Origin of the sequence: Methylomonas methanica (assembly GCF_001644035.1) — a bacterium.
GTDB lineage: Bacteria > Pseudomonadota > Gammaproteobacteria > Methylococcales > Methylomonadaceae > Methylomonas > Methylomonas methanica_A.
Map to the genome: position 1 here is coordinate 1 of NZ_LUUG01000134.1, position 21,352 is coordinate 21,352.

21 protein-coding genes, 1 tRNA gene and 1 pseudogene are annotated in these 21,352 nt (G+C 50.7%); 4 read left to right on the top strand and 19 right to left on the bottom strand.

The window, feature by feature from the left end:
* Nucleotides 1-320 precede the first annotated feature (320 nt).
* Nucleotides 321-1,034 carry a hypothetical protein gene (locus A1332_RS23495; RefSeq protein ID WP_064010820.1) on the top strand — a complete coding sequence of 238 codons (714 nt, stop codon included), beginning with the start codon at nucleotides 321-323 and terminating at the stop codon, nucleotides 1,032-1,034.
* A gap of 1,044 nt (nucleotides 1,035-2,078) precedes the next feature.
* On the opposite strand, the gene A1332_RS23500 is transcribed toward A1332_RS23495, so the two are convergent.
* On the bottom strand, nucleotides 2,079-2,963 hold the full coding sequence (locus A1332_RS23500; protein WP_064010821.1) for a LysR family transcriptional regulator: 885 nt from the start codon (nucleotides 2,961-2,963) through the stop codon (nucleotides 2,079-2,081).
* Nucleotides 2,964-3,117: 154 nt separating this feature from the next.
* Between A1332_RS23500 and A1332_RS23505 the strand changes: the two genes are divergently transcribed.
* Nucleotides 3,118-3,696 (top strand): beta-class carbonic anhydrase, encoded by a 579-nt coding sequence (locus tag A1332_RS23505; protein ID WP_064010822.1) that lies wholly within the window; start codon nucleotides 3,118-3,120, stop codon nucleotides 3,694-3,696.
* A gap of 344 nt (nucleotides 3,697-4,040) precedes the next feature.
* Here A1332_RS23505 and A1332_RS26620 read toward each other — a convergent pair.
* From A1332_RS26620 to A1332_RS23565, 13 genes and pseudogenes are all read right to left on the bottom strand, one after another.
* Nucleotides 4,041-4,196 (bottom strand): annotated as a pseudogene (locus A1332_RS26620) (YceK/YidQ family lipoprotein); the annotation flags it as partial.
* Nucleotides 4,197-4,716: 520 nt separating this feature from the next.
* A tRNA-Met gene (locus A1332_RS23510) sits at nucleotides 4,717-4,793 on the bottom strand.
* A gap of 120 nt (nucleotides 4,794-4,913) precedes the next feature.
* Nucleotides 4,914-5,744, bottom strand: a complete 831-nt coding sequence (locus tag A1332_RS23515) for a heme-binding protein (RefSeq protein WP_064010823.1) — start codon at nucleotides 5,742-5,744, stop codon at nucleotides 4,914-4,916.
* Nucleotides 5,745-5,926: 182 nt separating this feature from the next.
* On the bottom strand, nucleotides 5,927-6,436 hold the full coding sequence (locus A1332_RS23520) for a phosphatidylglycerophosphatase A (RefSeq protein ID WP_064010824.1): 510 nt from the start codon (nucleotides 6,434-6,436) through the stop codon (nucleotides 5,927-5,929).
* Nucleotides 6,420-7,352 (bottom strand): thiamine-phosphate kinase, encoded by a 933-nt coding sequence (gene thiL, locus A1332_RS23525; protein ID WP_064010825.1) that lies wholly within the window; start codon nucleotides 7,350-7,352, stop codon nucleotides 6,420-6,422. The genes A1332_RS23520 and thiL overlap by 17 nt, the downstream gene beginning before the upstream one ends.
* Complete coding sequence (gene nusB, locus A1332_RS23530) at nucleotides 7,352-7,795, bottom strand: transcription antitermination factor NusB (protein WP_020481571.1); 444 nt, start codon at nucleotides 7,793-7,795, stop codon at nucleotides 7,352-7,354. Before nusB ends, thiL begins: the two co-directional genes overlap by 1 nt.
* Complete coding sequence (gene ribE, locus A1332_RS23535; RefSeq protein WP_064010826.1) at nucleotides 7,795-8,271, bottom strand: 6,7-dimethyl-8-ribityllumazine synthase; 477 nt, start codon at nucleotides 8,269-8,271, stop codon at nucleotides 7,795-7,797. The genes nusB and ribE overlap by 1 nt, the downstream gene beginning before the upstream one ends.
* A gap of 64 nt (nucleotides 8,272-8,335) precedes the next feature.
* Complete coding sequence (ribBA, locus tag A1332_RS23540) at nucleotides 8,336-9,448, bottom strand: bifunctional 3,4-dihydroxy-2-butanone-4-phosphate synthase/GTP cyclohydrolase II (RefSeq protein ID WP_064010827.1); 1,113 nt, start codon at nucleotides 9,446-9,448, stop codon at nucleotides 8,336-8,338.
* Nucleotides 9,445-10,101 (bottom strand): riboflavin synthase, encoded by a 657-nt coding sequence (locus A1332_RS23545; protein ID WP_064010828.1) that lies wholly within the window; start codon nucleotides 10,099-10,101, stop codon nucleotides 9,445-9,447. Before A1332_RS23545 ends, ribBA begins: the two co-directional genes overlap by 4 nt.
* A 37-nt stretch (nucleotides 10,102-10,138) precedes the next feature.
* Nucleotides 10,139-10,399: a hypothetical protein gene (locus tag A1332_RS23550; RefSeq protein WP_064010829.1), complete on the bottom strand. Its 261-nt coding sequence runs from the start codon at nucleotides 10,397-10,399 to the stop codon at nucleotides 10,139-10,141.
* A gap of 4 nt (nucleotides 10,400-10,403) precedes the next feature.
* Nucleotides 10,404-11,495, bottom strand: a complete 1,092-nt coding sequence (ribD, locus tag A1332_RS23555) for a bifunctional diaminohydroxyphosphoribosylaminopyrimidine deaminase/5-amino-6-(5-phosphoribosylamino)uracil reductase RibD (RefSeq protein WP_064010830.1) — start codon at nucleotides 11,493-11,495, stop codon at nucleotides 10,404-10,406.
* A complete protein-coding gene (gene nrdR / locus A1332_RS23560) occupies nucleotides 11,485-11,943 on the bottom strand; it encodes a transcriptional regulator NrdR (protein ID WP_033158646.1) in 459 nt (152 codons plus the stop codon). The genes ribD and nrdR overlap by 11 nt, the downstream gene beginning before the upstream one ends.
* Nucleotides 11,944-12,027: 84 nt before the next feature.
* Nucleotides 12,028-15,399, bottom strand: coding sequence for a mechanosensitive ion channel domain-containing protein (locus tag A1332_RS23565; RefSeq protein WP_064010831.1), 3,372 nt, complete (start codon nucleotides 15,397-15,399; stop codon nucleotides 12,028-12,030).
* Between the two features lie 45 nt (nucleotides 15,400-15,444).
* Between A1332_RS23565 and A1332_RS23570 the strand changes: the two genes are divergently transcribed.
* Both A1332_RS23570 and grxC read left to right on the top strand, forming a co-directional pair.
* Nucleotides 15,445-16,107: a class II aldolase/adducin family protein gene (locus A1332_RS23570; RefSeq protein WP_082879856.1), complete on the top strand. Its 663-nt coding sequence runs from the start codon at nucleotides 15,445-15,447 to the stop codon at nucleotides 16,105-16,107.
* Between the two features lie 36 nt (nucleotides 16,108-16,143).
* On the top strand, nucleotides 16,144-16,398 hold the full coding sequence (gene grxC, locus A1332_RS23575) for a glutaredoxin 3 (protein WP_064010832.1): 255 nt from the start codon (nucleotides 16,144-16,146) through the stop codon (nucleotides 16,396-16,398).
* A 160-nt stretch (nucleotides 16,399-16,558) separates the two neighbouring features.
* Here the strand turns inward: grxC and A1332_RS23580 are convergent, their stop codons facing one another.
* The 5 genes from A1332_RS23580 to A1332_RS23600 form a co-directional block, all read right to left on the bottom strand.
* Complete coding sequence (locus A1332_RS23580) at nucleotides 16,559-17,137, bottom strand: PilZ domain-containing protein (RefSeq protein ID WP_064010833.1); 579 nt, start codon at nucleotides 17,135-17,137, stop codon at nucleotides 16,559-16,561.
* Nucleotides 17,138-17,223: 86 nt separating this feature from the next.
* Entirely contained in the window at nucleotides 17,224-18,414 is a 1,191-nt protein-coding gene (locus A1332_RS23585; protein ID WP_064010834.1) for an O-succinylhomoserine sulfhydrylase, read from the bottom strand.
* Between the two features lie 11 nt (nucleotides 18,415-18,425).
* Nucleotides 18,426-19,934: an amidophosphoribosyltransferase gene (gene purF / locus A1332_RS23590; protein WP_064010835.1), complete on the bottom strand. Its 1,509-nt coding sequence runs from the start codon at nucleotides 19,932-19,934 to the stop codon at nucleotides 18,426-18,428.
* A 12-nt stretch (nucleotides 19,935-19,946) separates the two neighbouring features.
* A complete protein-coding gene (locus A1332_RS23595; RefSeq protein WP_082879857.1) occupies nucleotides 19,947-20,465 on the bottom strand; it encodes a CvpA family protein in 519 nt (172 codons plus the stop codon).
* 42 nt (nucleotides 20,466-20,507) lie between these two features.
* Complete coding sequence (locus A1332_RS23600; RefSeq protein ID WP_064010836.1) at nucleotides 20,508-21,347, bottom strand: SPOR domain-containing protein; 840 nt, start codon at nucleotides 21,345-21,347, stop codon at nucleotides 20,508-20,510.
* Nucleotides 21,348-21,352: the final 5 nt, after the last annotated feature.

The window sequence follows — 21,352 nt, forward strand, 5'->3', positions numbered from 1 at the left end:
GGATAATACAAGGTGCGATTGGATAGCGTAATCGCACATTTATAAGTCAGCCCCCCAGATTAAGCTATCGCTAATCGAAGCGGGCTGAATTAAGTTACTTGGAAGAAGTTAATTGGCGCAAGCGACCCTTTGCTGCCTATCGCCTAATGTGATTCAATGATAGCAATTGAATCGTTACCGATCATAGCCGTCTACCATCGATGATATACAGAAGGGAAATCATATGTTGATCAATAAATTACCTTGTCGAAGGTTATTTGTCGGTGGATATACAGAACTTTCGAATTACTAGTTAAACATCAAAAGGAATTCAGCACTTCATGTCAACGCTTAGAAATACAGTCATTAATCAAATAATCGATTATCTAGAGCACGGAGATTTCTGTGCTGAGGACTTTGATTCTCAGTTTCCAGATGATTCAACTGTGCTTGCACAGATTACTTTCAAAGCATTGCCAAAATATACTTTCGTTCTAGATGAAACATATTCAGGTGGTTCTATTGGCTCCGCCCTAGCTGTTATGGGACAGGGTAACGCTAAAAAAGTCATTAGAACTGTCGAAAAGCCAGGAACATACAAAAATCTTGAAACAAGAACACATGAGGATATTGATTCTGCTATAACAAGAATATCTGCCTGGGTTCGTAGTATCAGAGATGATTTGATTAATTCAAGAGCGACATTGCGCTCAACTATTGATGAGTTAACTGAGAGCTTTCAAAAAAGCATTGATGAAAATATTGATGATCCAGAATCTTACTTTGAAAGCCATGAAGAAGATGCTATCAAGGCTAAATTAGATGAACTTCATAAAAGGGTTTCTGAGCTAGAAAAGAAGCTCGACTTTACGCCTGAAGAAACGAAGAAAATCGAAAAAGCAATTGAGAAAAGTAAATCTGATCTAAAGGTTTATCCAAAAGGGGTTTGGTACAAAACAGCCGGTACAAAACTACTGACAGTAATGAAAGGAATATTGAAGTCTAAGGAAGGTAGGGAAATTTTGGCTGATCTTGCCAAGAAGTTGTTGCAGTAAATGTTTAACAATGCCATCAAATACGCTCCCTTCGGTCGCCGGACGCTCGCGCCGTTTATGGCAGGCCATAAGGTGCGCTGACCATAGGCGCACCGTTCGCGATCGTTGCGCCTCGCATGGCTCAGCACAACCTATAAGTTGGTCGTACCAATTCGAGAATACCGCTAACAGCTATAGGTCAATCAACAGACCTTCGTCAAGGCCATAGGGCCGTAGGGGGCGGATAAGCGGAGCGTCATCCACCGTCTTAGGAGCCTCTCGATGCATGACGCTATCGCTTATGCATCCTACGACTGCGGACGATTATATGGTGGCAAACGAACAGTTAGAGGTCATTGAAATTGCTTCAGCATGAGGCAGTTCTTGACCGATAGACGCGCAAGCCCGCCAACAATACATAGATCCATTGCATTCAAGTCCAGGGCAATTGGTTAGTGCCCAGCATGATTTCCTTTGGGGGGTTGGGGATTCCCCCTCATTCGGGCCTTGACGCCCCGCGCAAATCGCATTGAGCTATTAGCGAAAACCTCGTTCGCTCAGACTCAAACTAAAACGCATTGCCGCATGGCCTAATAAGCTGGCGGGAAATACAGAAAGCTTTGCGACGATAGTAAATCACCTTGTGCGCGAGCTTAATCGGGGCGTGACGTAATTGTTTATGCATGCGGTGATTGCGGACAATTTTTCGGCCGCACATGAACAGTTTGGTGTCTTTGAAATGGCTTGATGAAAGCAAGTGGCCTTGATGGAGGCGAGGTTTCGAAGGCCAACTCCTTTCAATTGCCGATGTGGGTTTGGTTGCCGGCAGCCGACGCCCTCGATTCCGCTAACGCTGCATCGAGGCTACAATAGCCCTCATCGTTGCAGTCACTGACAATCGATATGCAGTTATCGACTTTTGGCCGAACGTGCTCTAACAAGGTAACCGGAATATTTCGTTCTTCATGTCAAAAGTTAGTAGGGTTTGCGGCACAAACATTACTATATCTTTTCCAAATCATTCGTCCGCTTTCACCAATTTAGTCACCCGACACCAATAGCCTGCTACCGCTCGAAATACGCCAACAAAAAATCGATAAACGTCGTCAATTTGGCTGGATAAAAGCGGCGTTGCAGATAAGTCGCGTAAATAGCTAGCGCCGGTCGGCGATATTGCCTGAGGATCTCCACCAATTCGCCGCTTTGTAAATATGGCGCCACCGACAATCTCGGCGCCTGCACGATACCCATACCCAGTGCAGCAGCCTCGCACAGCGCACGACCGTTATTGGACGCCAGCACCCAGTCGGATTTGATTTTTTTCAGCTCGCCGTCGACGTTGAACAACCAAAACTCGCCATGCGGCGTGTCCACATAGTGCAGGCATTGATGATTACTCAGTTCATCTATGGTCTGCGGCTCACCTTTTTCAGCCAGGTAGGCCGGCGAGGCATAGGTGCACAGCTCAGTCTCGGCAATCTTGCGCGCCACCACGCCCGGATCCAGGGTATCCGTGACTAACAGGGAAATATCGAAACTGCCGACCCGCAAATTCGGCGGTCTGTTATCCAAAGACATTAAAATCTTCACTTCCGGATATTGTTTTAGATAACGTTCGATAGCCGGCACCATATACATGCCGCCGAAATCGATAGGCGCGCTGATTTTGATGGTGCCTTTCACCCTCTCGCCCAGTTGCGCGGTGGACGCTTCCAAATCGGCCAAATCTTCCAGCAATTGCTTGCTGCGGTTGTAGTAGGCTTCGCCGGCACTGGTCAGGCTCAGGCTGCGCGTCGTCCGATGCAGCAATACCACGCCCAGGGACGCTTCGAGTTGCGCGATATACTTACTAATCATCATCGTCGACAGCTTTAACTCTTTCGCTACCGCGGAAAAAGTCCCCAGCTCAACGATTCGGCAAAACACCCGCATGTTGTTAAACTTGTCCATGACGCCATCACTATAAACTTAAGGTTTATATTTTATAAACCAATTAGCGTCTTTAAACCAGGATTCCGCTTGGCTACAATGCCGCCCGGAGATAGTCGTTACCTCGTCTGGTTTGTAGTTTGAGCCAGACGTTTTTTCACCCACCGAGGTTCTTATGAGCAAAATTCACAACGAAGTACTGTTAGCCAACCGCGATTATGTATCCAGTTTTAACAAAGGCGATTTGGCTATGCCGCCCGCTCGTCAGTTTGCCATACTGACCTGCATGGACGCCCGACTCGACCCCGCTAAATACGCCGGTTTATCAGAAGGTGACGCGCATGTGATTCGCAATGCCGGTGGCCGCGCCAGCGACGACGCGATCCGCTCCTTGGTTATTTCTTACAAATTACTCGGCACCAAGGAATGGTTTGTGATCCATCACACCGACTGCGGAATGGAGACCTTTACCAACGAGATCATGAGCGACTTGTTGGCCAGCAGCTTGAAAACCGCCAGTGTGGACGCGACAGGCTGGCACGACGGCGGCGAAGGCCCCGGTTCGACAGACGGCAAATACATCAACTGGTTGACCATCAAAAACCAAGCAGAAAGTGTCCTGGAAGATGTTAAACGTATAAAAGCCCATTCGTTGGTGCCTAGCGATATTCCGGTTTACGGCTACGTTTACGACGTAAAAACCGGCCGCTTGATCGAAGTACCTGAAGCAACTGCTGCCGGCCAAGCCAGCTAATAACGGCTTCCTACCAGCCAGGTCCGGAAATACCATTACCAACCAGACCAACAGGCATTCCCGCAATAACGGCAGCTAGACCTCAATTTAAGAGCTGCTTTGACCCGATAAGCTCCCGCAGACGCGGGAGCGACTTGACCGGCAACCTGTTCCTGGCGTCTCGAAGAAATTCATCAATACGCCAAGCCTTCTATAGATTTGGTAACAAAAACCTCGCCTACTCGACTCTGTGCCTTTTGAGAGTGTCCAATCGCAGCAATACGCCTTAAACGCTACGCTATCTCGGCCTTACCAAACAAGCAATTTTGCAGACTTCCAATGACTACGAGCTTTAAAAATTGCTATCAGTGAAAAATCTCCGTGCTAACCGCTAGCGGGAAAAATAACGAATCCAACGCAAAACTGAACGGCAAATCAACTAATGGATAGCGCGGCGGAGCGGTTTTAAACTTCCTGATGGCGACATCTTTGTTTTCCAATGCCTCCCAATCAAGTCGAGTTCCGCTGTAGACAAAGACTCGTTCGGAGCGTCATTGCTTAATAAATAAGGCAGCAAAAAACCACAACAAACTACCTCTTATCTTTAATCGCATTGCCTTCGCTGTTCACCGGCTGATCCACGAACCTTACGCCATTGCAGGCACAGCAACTATCATCTTGGGAGTTGTGCAAAAACAGGTACCGAACCCGAATACTGACGAGGGAAGGATGGCCGCAATGCAGGAAGTTACTAACTGTGGCGAAACTTGCGATAAATAGGCAGGCATCATTGCAGAAGATAGCGCCAGAAGGCGTGATGCTTACGTTATATCTCAGCAGCAGTGGCAGGCATTGATTAACAACAGCAGGCGAAAACAATGCTCTTCTCAACAAGTGCGCGACACGCTGCAAACTAAGTGCTATTAGAAAATTACGCTAAGTGTTTATTGATATTACCTGAATTTGCCTACAAAGTGCCTACACAAAACCTTCACGCAACAAAAAAGGCCTAGGTCGTTAAACCTAAGCCTTTGATTTGTCTGGTAGCGGGGGCAGGATTTGAACCTACGACCTTCGGGTTATGAGCCCGACGAGCTACCAAGCTGCTCCACCCCGCGATTGATTTGACTTATTATACAGACCAAAAATTATTTAGCAAGCAATAAACATGCTATTTGTTAAATAATGCCAACAGATAAGTTCCTTACGATGCATGACATTGCTTTTGAAGCCGGGAATCAGGGTTGACCGGCAGGCAAATCCGCTGTGCTCAGATCGGTATTTAAACAAGTTGGATGACCGAATCCTTTTGCGCTAACTCCCGCACCTCCATTCGGATTGGGGGCAATGTCGTAAATGATATTGTCAGGACGTTGCGAGTCGCCACTCACGCCACCGACGCCGACAATATGGTCGAGCCCCAGGTTATGCCTGACTCGCCAAGCGATATTATGATCGGCACAAGATGTGTCGCCGCTTAAACCGACGCCACCGACTAGCGTTTTACCGACTGAATACAAGCCTAGGCCACCACCGAATACATTGATACCACCAATTTTTGACCCTACCATTGGATCTTTCGGAGTACCGTTTAAGCTTGAGTTTCCGCCGTAAGCAACGTCCGTTTCAACTGGATTACTCTCTTGAAGTCCGAACAAACTACCACCAGGCTGTACGGCTGAATATAAATTCGCTGTCGATAAAGCCAAACCATTGGACTTGCCAGAACCAGCGGAATCCGACGAAGAATCAAGACTTAGCGAATTGGCGGTATTGGCTTTTTGCGCTGAGATAACTCTGCTGGCCGGCCACTGTGCACCCCGATTGGTGCCGGAAAACGCTACGGCACAAACCACGCCATCTCGGTTTACTACAGTTGCCCACATATGCAAGTTAAGCCCGCTTTCCTCCACACTAACCGCATCGTCAAGCGCGGCTTTTAATGTGGCGTGATTGGGTAATCCACGACACGCCTGTCCCAAGCCTCTATCATTATCTCTATCTGCGATTGCCGCGCCAGTGTTAGCCAGCATCAAAAGTGAAGCAGCGAATAACCATCTTGTATTCATAAAAAGCCCTCCTAATTGTTTATATAGTTATTAGGTTTGAAGCTTAATATTTGCGGCATTCGATACGCGCAGCCAGTCGCCCAAACCGGCATGGATTTTAGTCGCATGAATTATCATGGGTCAACTGAGAACGATCCCTAAAAACCACTCGCTAGTGGAACGAAAACTATCGCTAACTCAGTTCATACCGGAAAATCAAACCAGAAACGCATAATCAAGGCTGCAAAAATCCCAGCCACCACGTCGTCCAGCATGATGCCGAAACCACCGTGCACATGCTTATCCAGCCATTTAATTGGCCAGGGTTTGAAGATGTCGAACAAACGAAACAACACAAAACCGGCCAACAAACTCTGCCAGGAATACACTACCCCCACCATCGTAATCAAAAAGCCGGCGATTTCATCCCAAACAATTCCGCCGAAATCGTGTACGTCCAGTTTTTTTGCGGCCAAGTCGCAGATAAATATACCTGCAACGATAATCACCAACGTGCTTATCGCGTAAACCAAATCGCTGGTTTGCAGTAAGGCCAGATACAGCGGAATCGCCACAATAGTCCCCATCGTGCCGGGCATTGCTTTCGACAACCCAGAACCAAACCCAAACGCCAGAAACAGCGCGGGGTCTTTGATGATTTGCAGCGCAGTTAAACGATTGTTGCCGTAATACTCTCTAAGAAAAATGCTCAAAACCTTTCCCCTCGAATGCGTCCACGCACCCCGCCCTATTCATCCGCAAACCCGGCACGGCTTCGATAATCCCCACACAAGTAGCTACCGGTAATGGCTGAGAACAATCCGCCGGCACAGTAAAACACAATTCGTAATCGTCGCCGGCAGTCAACGGCATGCGCCAATCCCCGCTGTGATCGATGAACTCTCTCACTGAAGCGGATAGCGGTAAGCTGTCCCATTGCAAACACGCACCAACGCCGCTTTGTTCCAAAATGTGCCCCAAATCGGCCGCTAGTCCGTCGGAAATATCGATACAGGCATTGGCGATGCCGCGCAGCGCCAAGCCTTCCGACACCCGCGGCTGCGGTTGATTAAAACAACGAAAAGCCAACTCCGGATCAGCACAGACATAACCTTGCTTAATTTTCAAACCCAAACCGGCATTACCGAGCTGACCGGTAACGTATATCAAATCACCGACCTGGGCCCCGGAACGCAATAGTGCCCTACCCTGCGGCACCACGCCCATCGCTTGCACCGTCAAAGTCAACGGTCCGGACGTAGTATCCCCACCAATCAGATCAACATTATGCTGGCGGGCCAGATTGATAAAACCTCGCGAGAAAGCTTGCAGCCAGGTTTCATCGACTTTCGGCAGGGTCAACGCCAAGGTCACCGCGAACGGCTCGGCGCCCATTGCCGCCAAGTCACTTAGATTAACCGCCAACAACTTATGCCCAAGCAACTCGGGATCTGCGTCAGCAAAGAAATGCACATTCTCGACCATGGTATCGGCGGTGACCGCCAATTGGTAGCCGGCCGGGATATTCAGCAGTGCGCAGTCGTCGCCTATGCCTAACTGATTAAACGGATGTCGCGGGGCATGCACCGCAAAATAGCGGCGGATCAGATCGAATTCGGCGACAGCCATCAGTTTTGGATTTTCGCCTGCTTGGCGGCTATCTCGACGGCGCGCTGCTTTTGTGCGACTTTATCGAGAATACCATTCACGTATTTATGGCTGCCGTCGGCGCCGAAATCCTTGGCCAGATTGACACCTTCGTTAATGATGACTTTGTACGGGGTTTCCAAGCGGTTGATCAGCTCGTATGCGCCGATACGCAGGATCGCGCGTTCCACCGGATCGATTTTTTCCACCGGCCTATCGACGAACTCGGCCAGCGCCGCATCGATCACGTCCAATTGTTTCGGCACACCATGAAACAGCTCGCTGAAATAGGTTTTTTGCGCACCTTTCAGATGCTCTTCTTCCAGAAAATAGGTTTCGATACGGATCAAACTCTCGCCGGACATTTGCCATTGATACAGCGCCTGTACCGCGCACTTTCTGGCGTTGGTTTTTGCTTGACTCATTAAAGACCCAGGTTATTAAAGAGACTGACCATTTCGATCGCCGACAGCGCTGCTTCCGCGCCTTTATTGCCGGCTTTGGTGCCGGCACGTTCGATAGCCTGTTCGATGCTGTCTACCGTCAACACGCCAAAAGCCACCGGCACGTCGTATTGCAATGCAACTTGGGCAATACCTTTTACGCATTCGCCAGCCACATATTCAAAATGCGGTGTGCCACCGCGAATCACCGCACCCAAGGCAATAATCGCGTCGTATTTTTTGCTGGCCGCGATCCGTTGCACCACCATCGGCAATTCGAAGGCGCCGGGCGCTTTTACCAAAGTAATGTCATTTTTATCCGCGCCATGGCGCACCAGTGCATCGATCGCGCCGCCTTCCAGTTGTTCGACGATAAAGCTGTTGAAGCGTGAAGAAACGATGCAAAACTTGCCGCCTTGCGCGGAAAATGTGCCTTCCAGAGTAGTGACTGCTGCCATGTGTTTACCTGTTGTTGAATGATTGAAATCGTGCAAAACGGATCGAATGCATTCGACCCTACTTTTAGTGCGTTGAATCGATATGTTCGACTACTTCCAAATCGAAGCCGGACAAGCCTATATATTTTTTCTGAGCCCCCATCACCTTCAGGCGCCGCACGCCCAAATCCGACAAGATGCGCGAGCCGGCACCGGTGGTGCGCCAGTCCGAATCGGCGCTCAAATCCTGGCCGTGTTTAACACCGTGGTCCAGCATTTGGTAGGCATGAATCAGTTCCACCAAGTCTTTGTTATTTTCTTTTTGGCGAATTATCACCAAAACGCCGCGACCGGCTTCGGCGATATTTTTTAAGGCTTCCCGTACCGGCAGACTGCAATCGCTGCGCTTGGAAAACAATAAATCGTCGATCAAGTTGCGGGCGTGGACTCTCACCAGCACCGGTTCATCGCCAGCCACGTTGCCCATCACCAAGGCTAAATGTACGTTATCGTCGTTGCAATCTTGGTAGGCGTAAAGCCTAAAATCGCCGAATTCGGTCGGATAGACGCATTCGCTGATACGCTCCAGGGTGTTTTCGTGTTTGATGCGGTAATGAATCAAATCGGCGATGGTGCCGATTTTTAGATTGTGCTGGTCGGCAAACACTTCCAGATCAGGCCGCCGCGCCATCGAACCGTCGTCGTTCAGGATTTCCACGATGACGGCCGCCGGCTCAACGCCCGCCAGCCGGGCCAGATCGCAACCAGCTTCAGTATGCCCGGCCCGATTTAACACGCCACCGGCTTGCGCCATCAATGGAAAAATATGTCCCGGTTGCACCAAGTCGCCCGGTTGCGCATTTTTTGCCACCGCCGCCTGCACGGTCAAGGCCCGGTCGGCAGCGGAAATACCGGTGGTCACGCCGGTAGCGGCTTCAATCGATACGGTGAAATTGGTGGTGTACGGTGTGTTGTTGTCAGTCACCATCAAGGGCAAACGCAACTGCTGGCAGCGTTCGCGGGTCAAGGTCAGACAAATCAGGCCACGGCCGTATTTGGCCATGAAATTAATGTCTTCCGGCCGGGCAAACGCCGCCGCCATCAACAAATCGCCTTCGTTTTCCCGGTCTTCATCGTCCATGATGATGACCATTTTGCCTTGGCGAAGGTCGGCTATGATTTCTTCTATGCTATTCATTTAATAAAGCCTGCGTTTTGTAATAAGGCCTCGGTAACGCCGCCTTGACTGTAAGCTGCGGTTTCGCCTTTCATCAGGCGTTCCAAGTAGCGGGCCAGCAAATCGACTTCCAGATTCACCTCGCTGCCCGCCTCGGTGCTACCCAGGGTGGTCTCTTGTAAGGTATGCGGCACGATATTCACGGAAAAATAAGCACCATCGACTGAGTTGACGGTTAGGCTGATGCCGTTGATGCAAATCGAGCCTTTTTCGGCGATATATTTAGCCAGCACATCCGGCGCCTTGAATTTGAAACGAATCGAGCGGCCATCGGCCTGTTTCTCGACCACTTTGCCGATCCCATCGACATGACCGCTGACGATATGTCCGCCCAGCCGGCTGGACGGCGTCATCGCCAGCTCCAGATTAACCGGCGTACCGGTAGTTGCCGTCTTTAAGGTAGTACGCGATAAAGTCTCGTTTGAGACGTCGGCGCAAAAATAATGTTCGCCCAGTTCCACGGCGGTCAGGCAAACGCCGTTCACCGCGATGCTGTCACCCAATGCGCATTCGCGTAACGACAGCTTGCCGGTATCGATAATTAACCGGCAATCACCACCTTTAGGCTGGATGGCCTTGATTTTGCCGATAGCTAAAATAATCCCGGTAAACATGGTTATCGCTCTATAAAGGGAAAAATGTCCGTAAGCATTAGCGCGGGGCTGGCTCGGAGGATTGCTTTGGAGTTGGGGTGTCCGGGTCTTTCTTTACCGGCTTGGCCGGCTTACGATAAACATCCACCGTTTGGTAGGTACCGCTATGATAATCGTAGATTTCGATTTCATGCTTTTCGCCGATCAATTCACCGCCTTGAATCTGCAAGGTACTGGTTTCCGGGGTGTCGTCCTCATCCGCCGTCGCCCAAGCAGGCAACAAGCCCATTACCACTGTAATTACAATAATGCTTTTCATCGTTTCAATCGGTTTTTGCTTGATAGCGTAATCTCAAATCCGGTCCAATTTGCCGGGCTTCTATCAAACGCAGATTTTTTTTATCCTGCATAGTCAGCATACCCGACAGACTAAACAGGCCGCGCGCCTGATCGCCCAACACGCACGGTGCCATGTAAATCAACCATTCATCGATCAGCCCGCTATCCAGCAGCGCGCCGTTCAGCGTGGCTCCGGCTTCGATCAATACTGTGTTGATTTGTAACTCGGCCAGCAACTTAAAAACCTGCGCTAAGTCAGCGCGCCCGTTCTGCGCACCGACCTGAAACACTTTGCAGCCCACGTCGCGTAATTTCTGCTGTTTTAGCGCGTCGTCGCTACAGGTAATAATCCAGACGTCTACCGCATTTTCCAACAGCCTTGTGGATAAGGGCATGCGTAATTGCGAATCCAGCACGACTTTAAGCGGCTGCACCGCATCGAAATCGACGCGCGCATTCAATTGCGGATCGTCGTATAACACCGTGTCGATGCCGGTGACAATCGCGCTGCTGGCCGCCCGCCAAAGCTGTACGTCTTGTCTGGCGCTGGCGGAAGTAATCCATTTACTCTCGCCGGAGACCAGCGCGGTCCGGCCGTCCAAGCTCATGGCCAGCTTGCTGCGCATCCACGGCAAACCATGCCTCATGCGTTTGAAAAAGCCTTGATTCAGTTTTTCGGCTTCTTGCTGTAATACGCCGACCAGCACCTCGATGCCTGCCCCCCGGAGCTTTTGCAAACCGCGCCCAGCGACAAGGGGATTGGGATCCTGCATCGCCACCACGACCCGGCTGATCCCGGCAGCGATCAGCGCGTCGCTGCAAGGGCCGGTTTTACCATGATGACTGCAAGGCTCCAGCGTCACATAAGCTGTCGCGCCTCGCGCGTTATCGGTCTTAGCCAGCGCATCGACTTCGGCATGGGCAAACCCGGCGCGTTGGGTCCAACCCTCGGCAATAACCTTGTCGTCCTTTACCAACACACAACCTACATGCGGGTTGGGGTCGGTCGTGTATCTGCCGTATTCCGCCAATTTGACGGCGCGCGCCATATAAGCCGCATCTTGACTAGACATCATGCTTTTGCAGATTTTCGATCATCGCGGTGAATTCGGAGACATCCTGGAAGCTGCGATACACCGAGGCGAAGCGCACGAAAGCGACATGATCCAGTGTTTGCAATTCTTGCATCACCAGTTCGCCTAGTTCGCGAGCCGGAATTTCGCGCTCGCCCTTTGCCGTCAGGGCTTTTTTGATGCGGCTAAGCGCCGCTTCGACGGCGTCCACTTGTACCGGGCGTTTTTCCAGGGCTCGCTGCATGCCGGCCCGCAGCTTAGCTTCGTCGAAACTTTGCCGGGCACCGTTGCGCTTGATAATGCGCGGCAAGGTTAATTCAACCACTTCGAAGGTGGTAAACCGCTCTTTGCAGGCCACGCATTCGCGGCGGCGTTTGACTTGATCGCCGTCGTCGGCCAAGCGGGTATCTATTACCCGAGTATCTTGTGCTGAGCAAAACGGACAACGCATAGTTAAAGAGCCAAATCGATGTTCAAAGGGCGGCCATTTTATTACAGAATGGCTTTATATTGAAATCGGCTAATAAACCGTGCGTCATTCGTTCAATATCCCCTTCGCTACCGAACGGATATGCACGTCGCGTTGCGGATAAGGTATCTCGATATGGTGGGCCAGCAAAGCTTCGTATATTTTTGTGTGCAGGCGATGGGTAACTACCGTCCTGTCGCTAAGCTCACGGACGAATACATTTATTTTGAACTGTAGGGCACTATCGCCAAAGCCGACAAAGATCACCAGTGGTTCAGGGTCGCTAAGCACTTGCTCTACGCTCTTTACCGCATCCGCCAGGATTTGCTCCACCATTGCCACACTGGTGCCATAGGCTACGCTGACCGGCACCACCACCCTGGTGACCGTATCGGACAAGGTCCAATTGATCAAGCGGTCGGTAATAAAGGTTTTATTCGGCACTACCAACTCTTTTCTATCCCAATCGACAATATGCGTCGCCCGCATTTGAATGCGGCTGACCCGGCCGGTCACATCGCCGACCGTGACCGTATCGCCCACGCGAATCGGCCGCTCGAACAACAGGATAATGCCCGACACCATATTCGCGAAAATCTCCTGCAAACCAAAGCCCAAACCCACCGATAGCGCGGCCACCAGCCATTGCACTTGCGACCAACTGCCGCCCAGCTCTTTGGCAACCGCCAGAAAGGCGATCGCTATCAAGGAATATCGCACTAACTGGATCAACGCATAACGACTGCCGGCGGTCATCGCGAACTTGCCGGCGGTTACCAAATCCACCAAAGCCGGAAAGTTACTGGCAAACACAAAGGCCAGGCCGCTATACACCAGGCATATCAGCAGGTTGATCAAGGTGATGGGCTCTAGGGTTTCCTTGCCATCCACCATCTCGCTATGCTGCCACAGCACTACCTGATCGAACACCGTCAAAGCCGGCAAAATATCGCTCCAGATCATCCAGAAACCCATCAACATGATCACCATCACCACCGTGGTCAACAATTTATGGCTTTGCTGATTGATTTTGGAAATATCCAGCAATTGCTCCTCAACAGGATAGCCCCCTTCCAAGTTGGCGCTACTCACGGCGGCTTGCTCGACCTGTTTACGTTTCTGCCGCGCGTTTTTTAAGGCCAATTGCCGTTCGGTGTTGCGCAACCAACGCAATACCAAGCCCTGGAACAATACAGTGATAAAAATCAACCGTAGCGTCAACAGCAGCTTTTCCTGCAATTCCAATGCGCTTTGGTAATAGCCCGCCACCGCAAAACCGATGATCACCAGCGGCGTCAATACTGCGATACCGTACCAGAGATAACGCAAACTGCTGAGCCAGCCATCGGATTGTTGATAGAAATTTTTCCCTAAGCCGGTCATGGGCTGCGTGAGGCGATGTAATACATAGCTCATCATCAACATCATCACGATCATTGCCGTTCTACCCAGCGCATGACTGTGTTCCGAGAACAAATCGCTGCCGGTCATCGCGGTGATAAACACGCAAGGTACCAGTACGAAGCGCGCCCATTTCATTTGGCCGTAGAGTAAACGGACTGCGTGTTGCGGCCATTGCAACAAGGTGTCCGCAACGCCGCCCGGTTTGAACAAACGAAACACAAATTGCACTATGCATAATGACACTGCGGTGGCAGTCAGGCCTTCGGCAAAAGCATGACTAAACAGATCGGCCCGAACGTTCAATATCAACACACCAGCCATCCAGGCCATAAGCAATGGGCCCGACAAGGAGAGTAGTAACAGATACAACAGGCTGGATAAAATTTCCGCAAACTCTTGATTGACAGCTTTTTTCCCCAGCAGCTCCGTCAAGCGCTGTTTGACGCCGGCGCGAAAGCGCCAGTGGAATATCACGACACTTAAACCGCCGAGTACCAGCAACGGAAAATGACTGATGCCGTCCCAAAAACCATTCACCACGCCCCACCAGTTACCGGGACTCATGAACCAGAGCAAGGATGAGAAAATGTCTTGTAGAAAATATTTATCGATAACCGGGGCACTGGGCACCCACAGCAAGCGTTGATCCAAATACGCGCTAAATTTGTCGGCTATACCCAGCATTTGCTGCAAACTAAAATCGACATCGCCCAGCACGCGGCCGTATTCGTTGTAACCGTTAGCCAGTCTTGCTACCAGATCTTTCTGATCGTTCAGCAACATCCGCAGTTCGGTACGCACCCTCAGCTTTTCCGAATCGGGCGTGTTTTCCGGCAACTGGGCGATACGCGTCAACAACAGTTGATTAATATCGACCAGGCCTTTTTTGGCTTCGTCCAGCTTAAACATTTCCAAACTCGCCAGCGCAATCTGATTTTGAATCTCATCGCCCAAGGTGCTGTATTGTTTGCGTTGCGGCAAATTACGGCGCTGTTCGCGCAGTAAATTACCCAAGGCCGGACTTAAACCCGCCAGGCTGATTTTTTGCTCGGCGCTTTGAAAGTCCTTTTCCAGTTGTTTGTAGCGTACGTCGATTTCACTTTTCTGGAGCGAGTACAGCTCCATATTTTTATTGATTTCCTGCAAACTGCGGTTGAACTGCATATTCTCTTTCGTCGCGACTCGAATCAACGGATGTTTGCCCTCCGCATCTTTTTCAGCCTGCAATAATGCGGCCTGTTCTTTGTCGGTTTCCTGCTGACGCCGCTCCAGCAGGAAATTATCGAGATCGGCAATCACTAAACTCTGTTGTTCGCGTTGCAAGGTCAATAGATGTACACGGTCTTTATTGGCCTGCAATTGCAGAGGATTGCTAAGATTTTCCAACTCCAGCGTTTTCAGCGTGCTGTTTAACAGGCGAATCCGGCTATCCAGTTGTATCTGTCTGGCTTCTTTTTGATAAAGATTATCGCCAGCCGCAGATGCCAAAGCTTGTTGTTCATGTTGACTGGATGCCTGCTTGCTCTTGATTTCGGAGACTTTTTCCCTGATCAGTTGCGGGCGGCCGCTCAGTTCGCCCAACGTGGCTTCAATACGGCTAATCTCAGCATCCAAGTCGCTAAGCCGGGTTTTTTCGATAAGCAGACGCTGCTCCAACTCATCCGTCGGAAAGATCGCCAGCTTCTCGGACTTGCGATTTTTCAAATTGCTTTCGGCCTCGGCTATTTGTCTTGCCAATTGCTTAACTTCTATCGGTAAGCTGTTTAATGCCTGCTTGAACGATTCGGCCTGCCTATCCTGTGCCTCCAGTTCGTTGAGGTTATCTTCGCTCTCATGATAAGCCGCCAGAATCCGGTTTTTTTGCTCTTCAGGCAGATTTTGCTTGTCTTTGACGGTCTGAATACGTTGTTGTATGTCGGCAAGTGATAGCGCTTTAATCGCAGGCTTTTGATTTGCGGCGTGAGCAAGGTTTAAACTGATCAGCAAAAACAGCAAACAAAAGGCAAAGCCGGATCTTAAAAAATTTGGTTTCATGCGTTGGCTGGATAACAAAATAAATCTAAAAAGCACATTATAAGAATGGAAAACGGGTTGAGCGAACTGGAAGGTGTCATTAAATATCGCCTTGATCATCAGCATGGCGAATTAGCGGCGGATATCGATATCAGCGAACTCAATGCCTGGCGTAGCCTGTTTTATCGCTTGCGGCTGATTGGGCAAATAACCGAAAAATACGCTGGGCTGGGCTTCGGCAACATCAGTCGGCGTCTGGTTCCCGGTGGCCAAGAATTTTTGATCTCCGGCACTCAAACCGGACATTTGCCTGTGCTTAACAAACAACACTATGCGCTGATCGAAAGCGCATCACCAGAACGAAATGCCATCAAGTCGCGCGGCTTATCGCAACCGTCCTCGGAAGCGCTCACCCACGCCAGCGTTTATCGTCAACACCCATCGATTACTGCGGTGATACACGTTCACTGTCCAGAGTTGTGGGTGCAGACTGACCGGCTTGATCTGGCTTGTACTGCGGCAGACGTACCCTACGGCACCCCGGAAATGGCCAGCGCCGTTGCCGGGCTATTTGCCTCAGGCAAACTGCAACAGGCTGGATTATTCAGCATGCTGGGCCACGAAGACGGAATTGTGGCGTTTGGCACGACATTACCCGAAGCGTCCTGCTTACTAGTCGAGCAACTGGCAAAGGCCATGGCTATTGAGCAAAACCAGCCGTGGCCGTAGAATACCCTCATTCATTAGCATTTATTAATTTTTCTCATGCCGGACATTATCATTTACACCGCAAAGCTCTGCCCATACTGCACCATGGCGAAAAAACTTTTTGATCGAAAAGGTGTCGGCTATACCGAAATCAATGTGGATGCCGAGCCTGGACTACGTCAGCAAATGATGGAAAAAACCAAACGGCGCACAGTACCGCAAATCTATATCGGCGAGCGGCACATCGGTGGTTTTGACGATTTACATGCTCTGGATATGAACCACGAGTTAGATCCGCTACTAAACGCTTAAGTGGGTCGACACTGGTATGGACATGCATTTCTGGACATCATTTCCGGCTGAATGACTCCAATCACGATAAGGCTGCTTGTATTATTTGTATAGGGTTGACTGACCTAAAAATACCCGGAGTGCATGAATCAACTGCGCAAGCAGCCCATCCTGGCCTGCCTTATTTGACGATCACCAATTGCAGACCAAGACGGGTGACCAGTTCGTTACTCTCTACCCAAACCACTTTGCCTAAAGCGCTCAATCCGAGCTCGGCAGCCAGCAGCTTAACCGGAGCGTTGATCTTAATACAGGGATGATCACCCGTTAGCTTCAGGCACATGCCCTCTACCGAACGATTCACACCTTCCACGCTGAAGCGCTCCTTGTCGATAAACAATTCGGCTTTAAACCCTTCCAGTTTGCGGTAGCCGCGCCGTTTGCGCCAGAGTTTATGAGCATTGTGCACGACATCGCGAAACTCCAAACCCATCATGATGCGGTTACGTTCACGTTTCACCCAAACAATGTCGACCTCACCGGCCAACATCAATTCCGCGACAAATATTTCCGCCTGCCGATCTTCGTTCAGCAACGCTTCAAAATCCTGGATAGTGGTGAGCAAATCGCCAGGACTGACTTCAACCATCGCGCCTTTCAGCGACACATCATAGCAATTCAGTTGTAAGGTCTCGCCACCCACAAATAGTTGGCCTTCCGCGTTAAAGTTTTTTCGGTACTCTTTTCTATCCTGAAACATGATCGCAATCTCTCTATAACGTCGGTCAAAGATAGCTTAATTTTTGATTTGCGTTGCGCGACGACAGGCTTTACCAGCCATCGCCATCAGCAATTCGTCAATCCGTTAAGCAAATCGGCCTTGATGTCGTCGATATTTTCCAAACCCACTGAAATTCTGACCAAGCTGTCTTTAATGCCGGCCTCGGCGCGCGCTTCCGGTGTCAAGCGGCCATGCGTAGTAGTCGCCGGATGAGTGATGGTGGTTTTTACATCGCCCAGATTCGCAGTAATCGACAACATCCGTGTCGAATCGATCAGCCGCCAGGCGTGATCTTTGCCGCCTTCCAATTCGAAACTGACCACAGCGCCGAAATGACTTTGTTGACGTTTAGCCAACTCATGCTGGGCATGCGATTCCAGGCCCGGATAATGGACTTTTGCAACCGCGGGTTGTTGCTCCAGCCATTTGGCCAGTTCGAACGCGTTGTCACAATGGGCTTTCATCCGTAACGCCAGCGTTTCCAGTCCGCCCAAAAACACCCAGGCATTGAACGGGCTCATCGTCGCGCCGCCGGTACGCAGATAGGGATACACGTATTTTTCGATCAACTCTTCGTTGGCTACCACCGCACCGCCCACGCAACGCCCTTGGCCGTCAATGTATTTGGTAGTGGAATGCAACACCAAATCCGCGCCCAAGGTCAATGGCTGCTGCAATATCGGCGTGCAGAACACATTGTCCACCACCAACAAAGTCCCATGTCTATGAGCGATATCCGCTAAGACTTGAATATCGGCAATTTCAATTAGAGGATTGGACGGCGTTTCCAGAAACAGAAACCGAGTATTGGGCTTAATCGCCGCTTCCCAGGCCGCCGGCTCGGTCAGGCTGACGAAATCGGTCTCGACGCCAAACTTGCCGAAATAATTCTGGAAGGTCAGCACCGTGTTACCGAACACACTACGCGAACAGACCACATGGTCACCGGCTTTTAGCAAAGCCATGCCCACCGCCATGATTGCCGCCATGCCAGACGAAAACGCCAGACAACGCTCGCCCTTTTCCAAATAAGCTAAACGTTCCTGAAACGCGCTGACGGTCGGATTGGTGAAGCGCGAGTAAATATTACCGGGCTGTTTGCCGGTAAAGCGTAATGCCGCTTCCTCAGCCGATTTGAACACATAGCTGGAGGTAGCGAAAATCGGAATACTATGTTCGTCTTCGTGAGTGCGTTTATGCCCGGTACGGATGGCCAGGGTTTCCGGGGCATAATCTTGCCAATCAAATTCACTCATCTCGTGTCCTGTTACTTTGCAACCTGCATCTCGATGATAAAGCTGCTGCTGTTGCGCAATTCCTGCGCATTGTCATTGCGCAAAGCTTCGATGCGCGCCAGATAAGCATCGTCGATATCGCCTGTGATGTAATCATGACTGAAACATGAGGTATCGAAATGTTTAATATCCGGGTTACCTCTACCGACCGCTTCAATCAAATCATCCAAATCTTGATAAATCAGCTTATCGGCACCCAAGGCTTGGCAAATCTCATCCTCGGAACGATCATGCGCGATCAGTTCATGCGCTGCCGGCATATCAATACCGTAGACATTGGGATAACGTACTGGCGGAGCCGCAGAGGCAAAATACACTTTATTGGCGCCGGCATCGCGGGCCATCTGGATAATCTGTTCAGAGGTCGTGCCGCGGACAATGGAATCATCCACGAGTAATACGTTCTTGCCGTCGAATTCCAATGAAATCGCATTCAGCTTTTGCTTGACCGATTTTTTGCGCATTTTTTGTCCGGGCATGATGAAGGTCCGACCAATATAGCGGTTTTTCATAAAACCTTCGCGAAACTTCACGCCTAAGTCGTGGGCAATCTGCGAGGCGGCAGTGCGACTGGTATCCGGAATCGGGATGACCACGTCGATGTCGTGATCCGGCCACTCCCGTTGAATTTTTTCGGCCAATTTTCTACCCATCCGCATTCTGGCTTTGTACACCGAAATATTGTCAATAATCGAATCCGGCCGAGCAAAGTAGACGTATTCAAATATACACGGACAGTGATCGACTACTTCCGTACATTGCTGGGTGTGTAACTGACCGTCCGCTTCGATAAATACGGCTTCACCCGGCTCGATGTCGCGAATCAATTGAAAATCCAACACATCCAGCGCCACGCTTTCCGAAGCGATCATGTAGTCGGTGCCATCTTCGGTTTTGCGTTTGCCGAACACAATGGGGCGAATGCCATGTGGGTCGCGGAAACCCAATACGCCGAAACCGGCAATCATCACCACCACGGCATAAGCGCCGCGAATACGCTTATGCACGGCACTGACGGCTTGAAACACATCATCCACGGTCAATTTGAGTTTGCCGAATTGCGCCAATTCATGCGCGAATACATTCAGCAATACTTCAGAATCCGAATCGGTGTTGATATGGCGCTGGTCGTCCATAAACACCTGATATTTCAATTCTTCGGTGTTGGTCAAATTGCCATTGTGCGCCAGCGTCAAGCCAAACGGCGAGTTCACGTAGAACGGCTGGGCCTCTGCCGAACTGGTGCAACCGGCGGTCGGATAGCGCACATGAGCAATGCCCATATTGCCTTTCAGCTTCATCATTTGCTTGCTGGAAAATACATCCCGCGCCAAACCGTTATCCTTGCGCAAATGCAAACGGCTACCATCGCAAGTCACGATACCGGCGGCATCTTGGCCGCGATGCTGAAGTACCGTCAGGGCGTCGTACAAATCCTGATTAACACTTTGATTGGAAACAATAGCGGCAATACCACACATAGCAGACCCGAGTTATCGATAATGGATATAATCCGCCAAGCCGGTCGGCATGTGGGTTTTCAACCACACTGCCAAGGCTTGGAACGGAGGAATAAGAAGGGATTGTTTCCACCAGGGATCTTCCGGTAACGGCGTTAAGCCGGCCAGCATCACCAAAATAGAAACCAGCACCGCCCCGCGGGCAATACCGAATAACATACCCAGCAAACGATCACTACCGGTCAAGCCGGTCTTTTCTATCAGCTGGCTCAGCAAAAAGCTGATTAAGCTACCCAAAATCAAGGTGGCGAAAAACAATAAGGCGAACGCGGCAGCGATTCTAGCGGAAGGATAGCTGATGGTCGATTGCAATAAAACCGAAACATCACGGCAGTACTGCGTCGCGACCCAAACCGCCACCACCCAAAGCGCTAGCGCAAACGCTTCTTTAATAAATCCGCGCAGTAAGCCCATTATCGCCGAAATCGCGATAATGGAGATGACGACGTAATCCACCCACAGCAACTTGGCCCAGGGTACAAAATCCAACATGGTCTAGCCGGCTAAATCAAACAATACGACGTTAGCAAATGGTTATTCGTCCGCTGAAACAAAGCTGTTGACGTTAATTTGCGCCAACTTTGCCTTCACGGCCTGGGCCTTGGCTTTATCGACGATAGGCCCTATCCGCACTTTAAACACGGTACCTTTATCGCTGGCAACCTCTCTGACCGATGCGGCAAAACCTTGTTGCTTCAAATTATCCTGCAAACTGACTGCGTTAGGTTTTTGACTGAAGGTACCCACTTGTAAATACCAGCGGTTGCTGTCCTCGGCAGCTGCCGGCGGCGCTTTGCTGGCCGGCGTTACGGCCGGTGCGGGAGCGGGAGTTGCGGCTACCTCTGCTTTGGGTTCAGGCAATTTATTAACCGGCTTAAGCACTTTCGGGCTAGGACTCACCGCTTGTAAAGGCTGGACGGCCGGCGCGGGCGATTTGCTGGGTTTGCCGAGCACTACCGGCGGCACATCTTCCGCTTCGGCAGGTTCCTCGTCGAGTTGCGCGACAGCCGCCGCCGGTGCAGGGGATTTGGCGGCCGGCAAACTACGCTGCACCGGCGCGGTGTCCTTGGCGGACAATTTAACTTGCGGCTTGGGCGCTTCCAACTCGGCTTCAGATTCGCCCTCTTCCAGCACTTTCACCGGTTGTTTGGGCGCATTCCCCGCCGGCAGAGTTTCCGCTACCTCTTCAACTTTTTCCGGTAGAGGCATGATTTCCACATCCTGAGCCTTGGCAGGCAGCTCGGGAATTTTCAATTCGTTGATGCTTTTGCCGGTTTCGTCGATCGGGTCGTCAAATAACATCGGCACGAAAATCGCCGCCAACGCGGTAATCACCGCCGCACCAATCAATCGCTGCTTTAACTCTTGATCCATTCTGA

Coding starts and splice junctions, on each gene's coding strand:
- A1332_RS23500 (WP_064010821.1), bottom strand. CDS start 2,963: ATGGACAAGTTTAACAACATGCGGGTGTTTTGCCGAATCGTTGAGCTG.
- A1332_RS23580 (WP_064010833.1), bottom strand. CDS start 17,137: ATGTTTCAGGATAGAAAAGAGTACCGAAAAAACTTTAACGCGGAAGGC.
- grxC (WP_064010832.1), top strand. CDS start 16,144: ATGCCGGACATTATCATTTACACCGCAAAGCTCTGCCCATACTGCACC.
- nusB (WP_020481571.1), bottom strand. CDS start 7,795: ATGAGTCAAGCAAAAACCAACGCCAGAAAGTGCGCGGTACAGGCGCTG.
- A1332_RS23570 (WP_082879856.1), top strand. CDS start 15,445: ATGGAAAACGGGTTGAGCGAACTGGAAGGTGTCATTAAATATCGCCTT.
- A1332_RS23550 (WP_064010829.1), bottom strand. CDS start 10,399: ATGAAAAGCATTATTGTAATTACAGTGGTAATGGGCTTGTTGCCTGCT.
- A1332_RS23585 (WP_064010834.1), bottom strand. CDS start 18,414: ATGAGTGAATTTGATTGGCAAGATTATGCCCCGGAAACCCTGGCCATC.
- A1332_RS23595 (WP_082879857.1), bottom strand. CDS start 20,465: ATGTTGGATTTTGTACCCTGGGCCAAGTTGCTGTGGGTGGATTACGTC.
- A1332_RS23545 (WP_064010828.1), bottom strand. CDS start 10,101: ATGTTTACCGGGATTATTTTAGCTATCGGCAAAATCAAGGCCATCCAG.
- nrdR (WP_033158646.1), bottom strand. CDS start 11,943: ATGCGTTGTCCGTTTTGCTCAGCACAAGATACTCGGGTAATAGATACC.
- ribD (WP_064010830.1), bottom strand. CDS start 11,495: ATGATGTCTAGTCAAGATGCGGCTTATATGGCGCGCGCCGTCAAATTG.
- ribBA (WP_064010827.1), bottom strand. CDS start 9,448: ATGAATAGCATAGAAGAAATCATAGCCGACCTTCGCCAAGGCAAAATG.
- A1332_RS23565 (WP_064010831.1), bottom strand. CDS start 15,399: ATGAAACCAAATTTTTTAAGATCCGGCTTTGCCTTTTGTTTGCTGTTT.
- A1332_RS23495 (WP_064010820.1), top strand. CDS start 321: ATGTCAACGCTTAGAAATACAGTCATTAATCAAATAATCGATTATCTA.
- ribE (WP_064010826.1), bottom strand. CDS start 8,271: ATGGCAGCAGTCACTACTCTGGAAGGCACATTTTCCGCGCAAGGCGGC.
- thiL (WP_064010825.1), bottom strand. CDS start 7,352: ATGGCTGTCGCCGAATTCGATCTGATCCGCCGCTATTTTGCGGTGCAT.
- purF (WP_064010835.1), bottom strand. CDS start 19,934: ATGTGTGGTATTGCCGCTATTGTTTCCAATCAAAGTGTTAATCAGGAT.
- A1332_RS23515 (WP_064010823.1), bottom strand. CDS start 5,744: ATGAATACAAGATGGTTATTCGCTGCTTCACTTTTGATGCTGGCTAAC.
- A1332_RS23505 (WP_064010822.1), top strand. CDS start 3,118: ATGAGCAAAATTCACAACGAAGTACTGTTAGCCAACCGCGATTATGTA.
- A1332_RS23600 (WP_064010836.1), bottom strand. CDS start 21,347: ATGGATCAAGAGTTAAAGCAGCGATTGATTGGTGCGGCGGTGATTACC.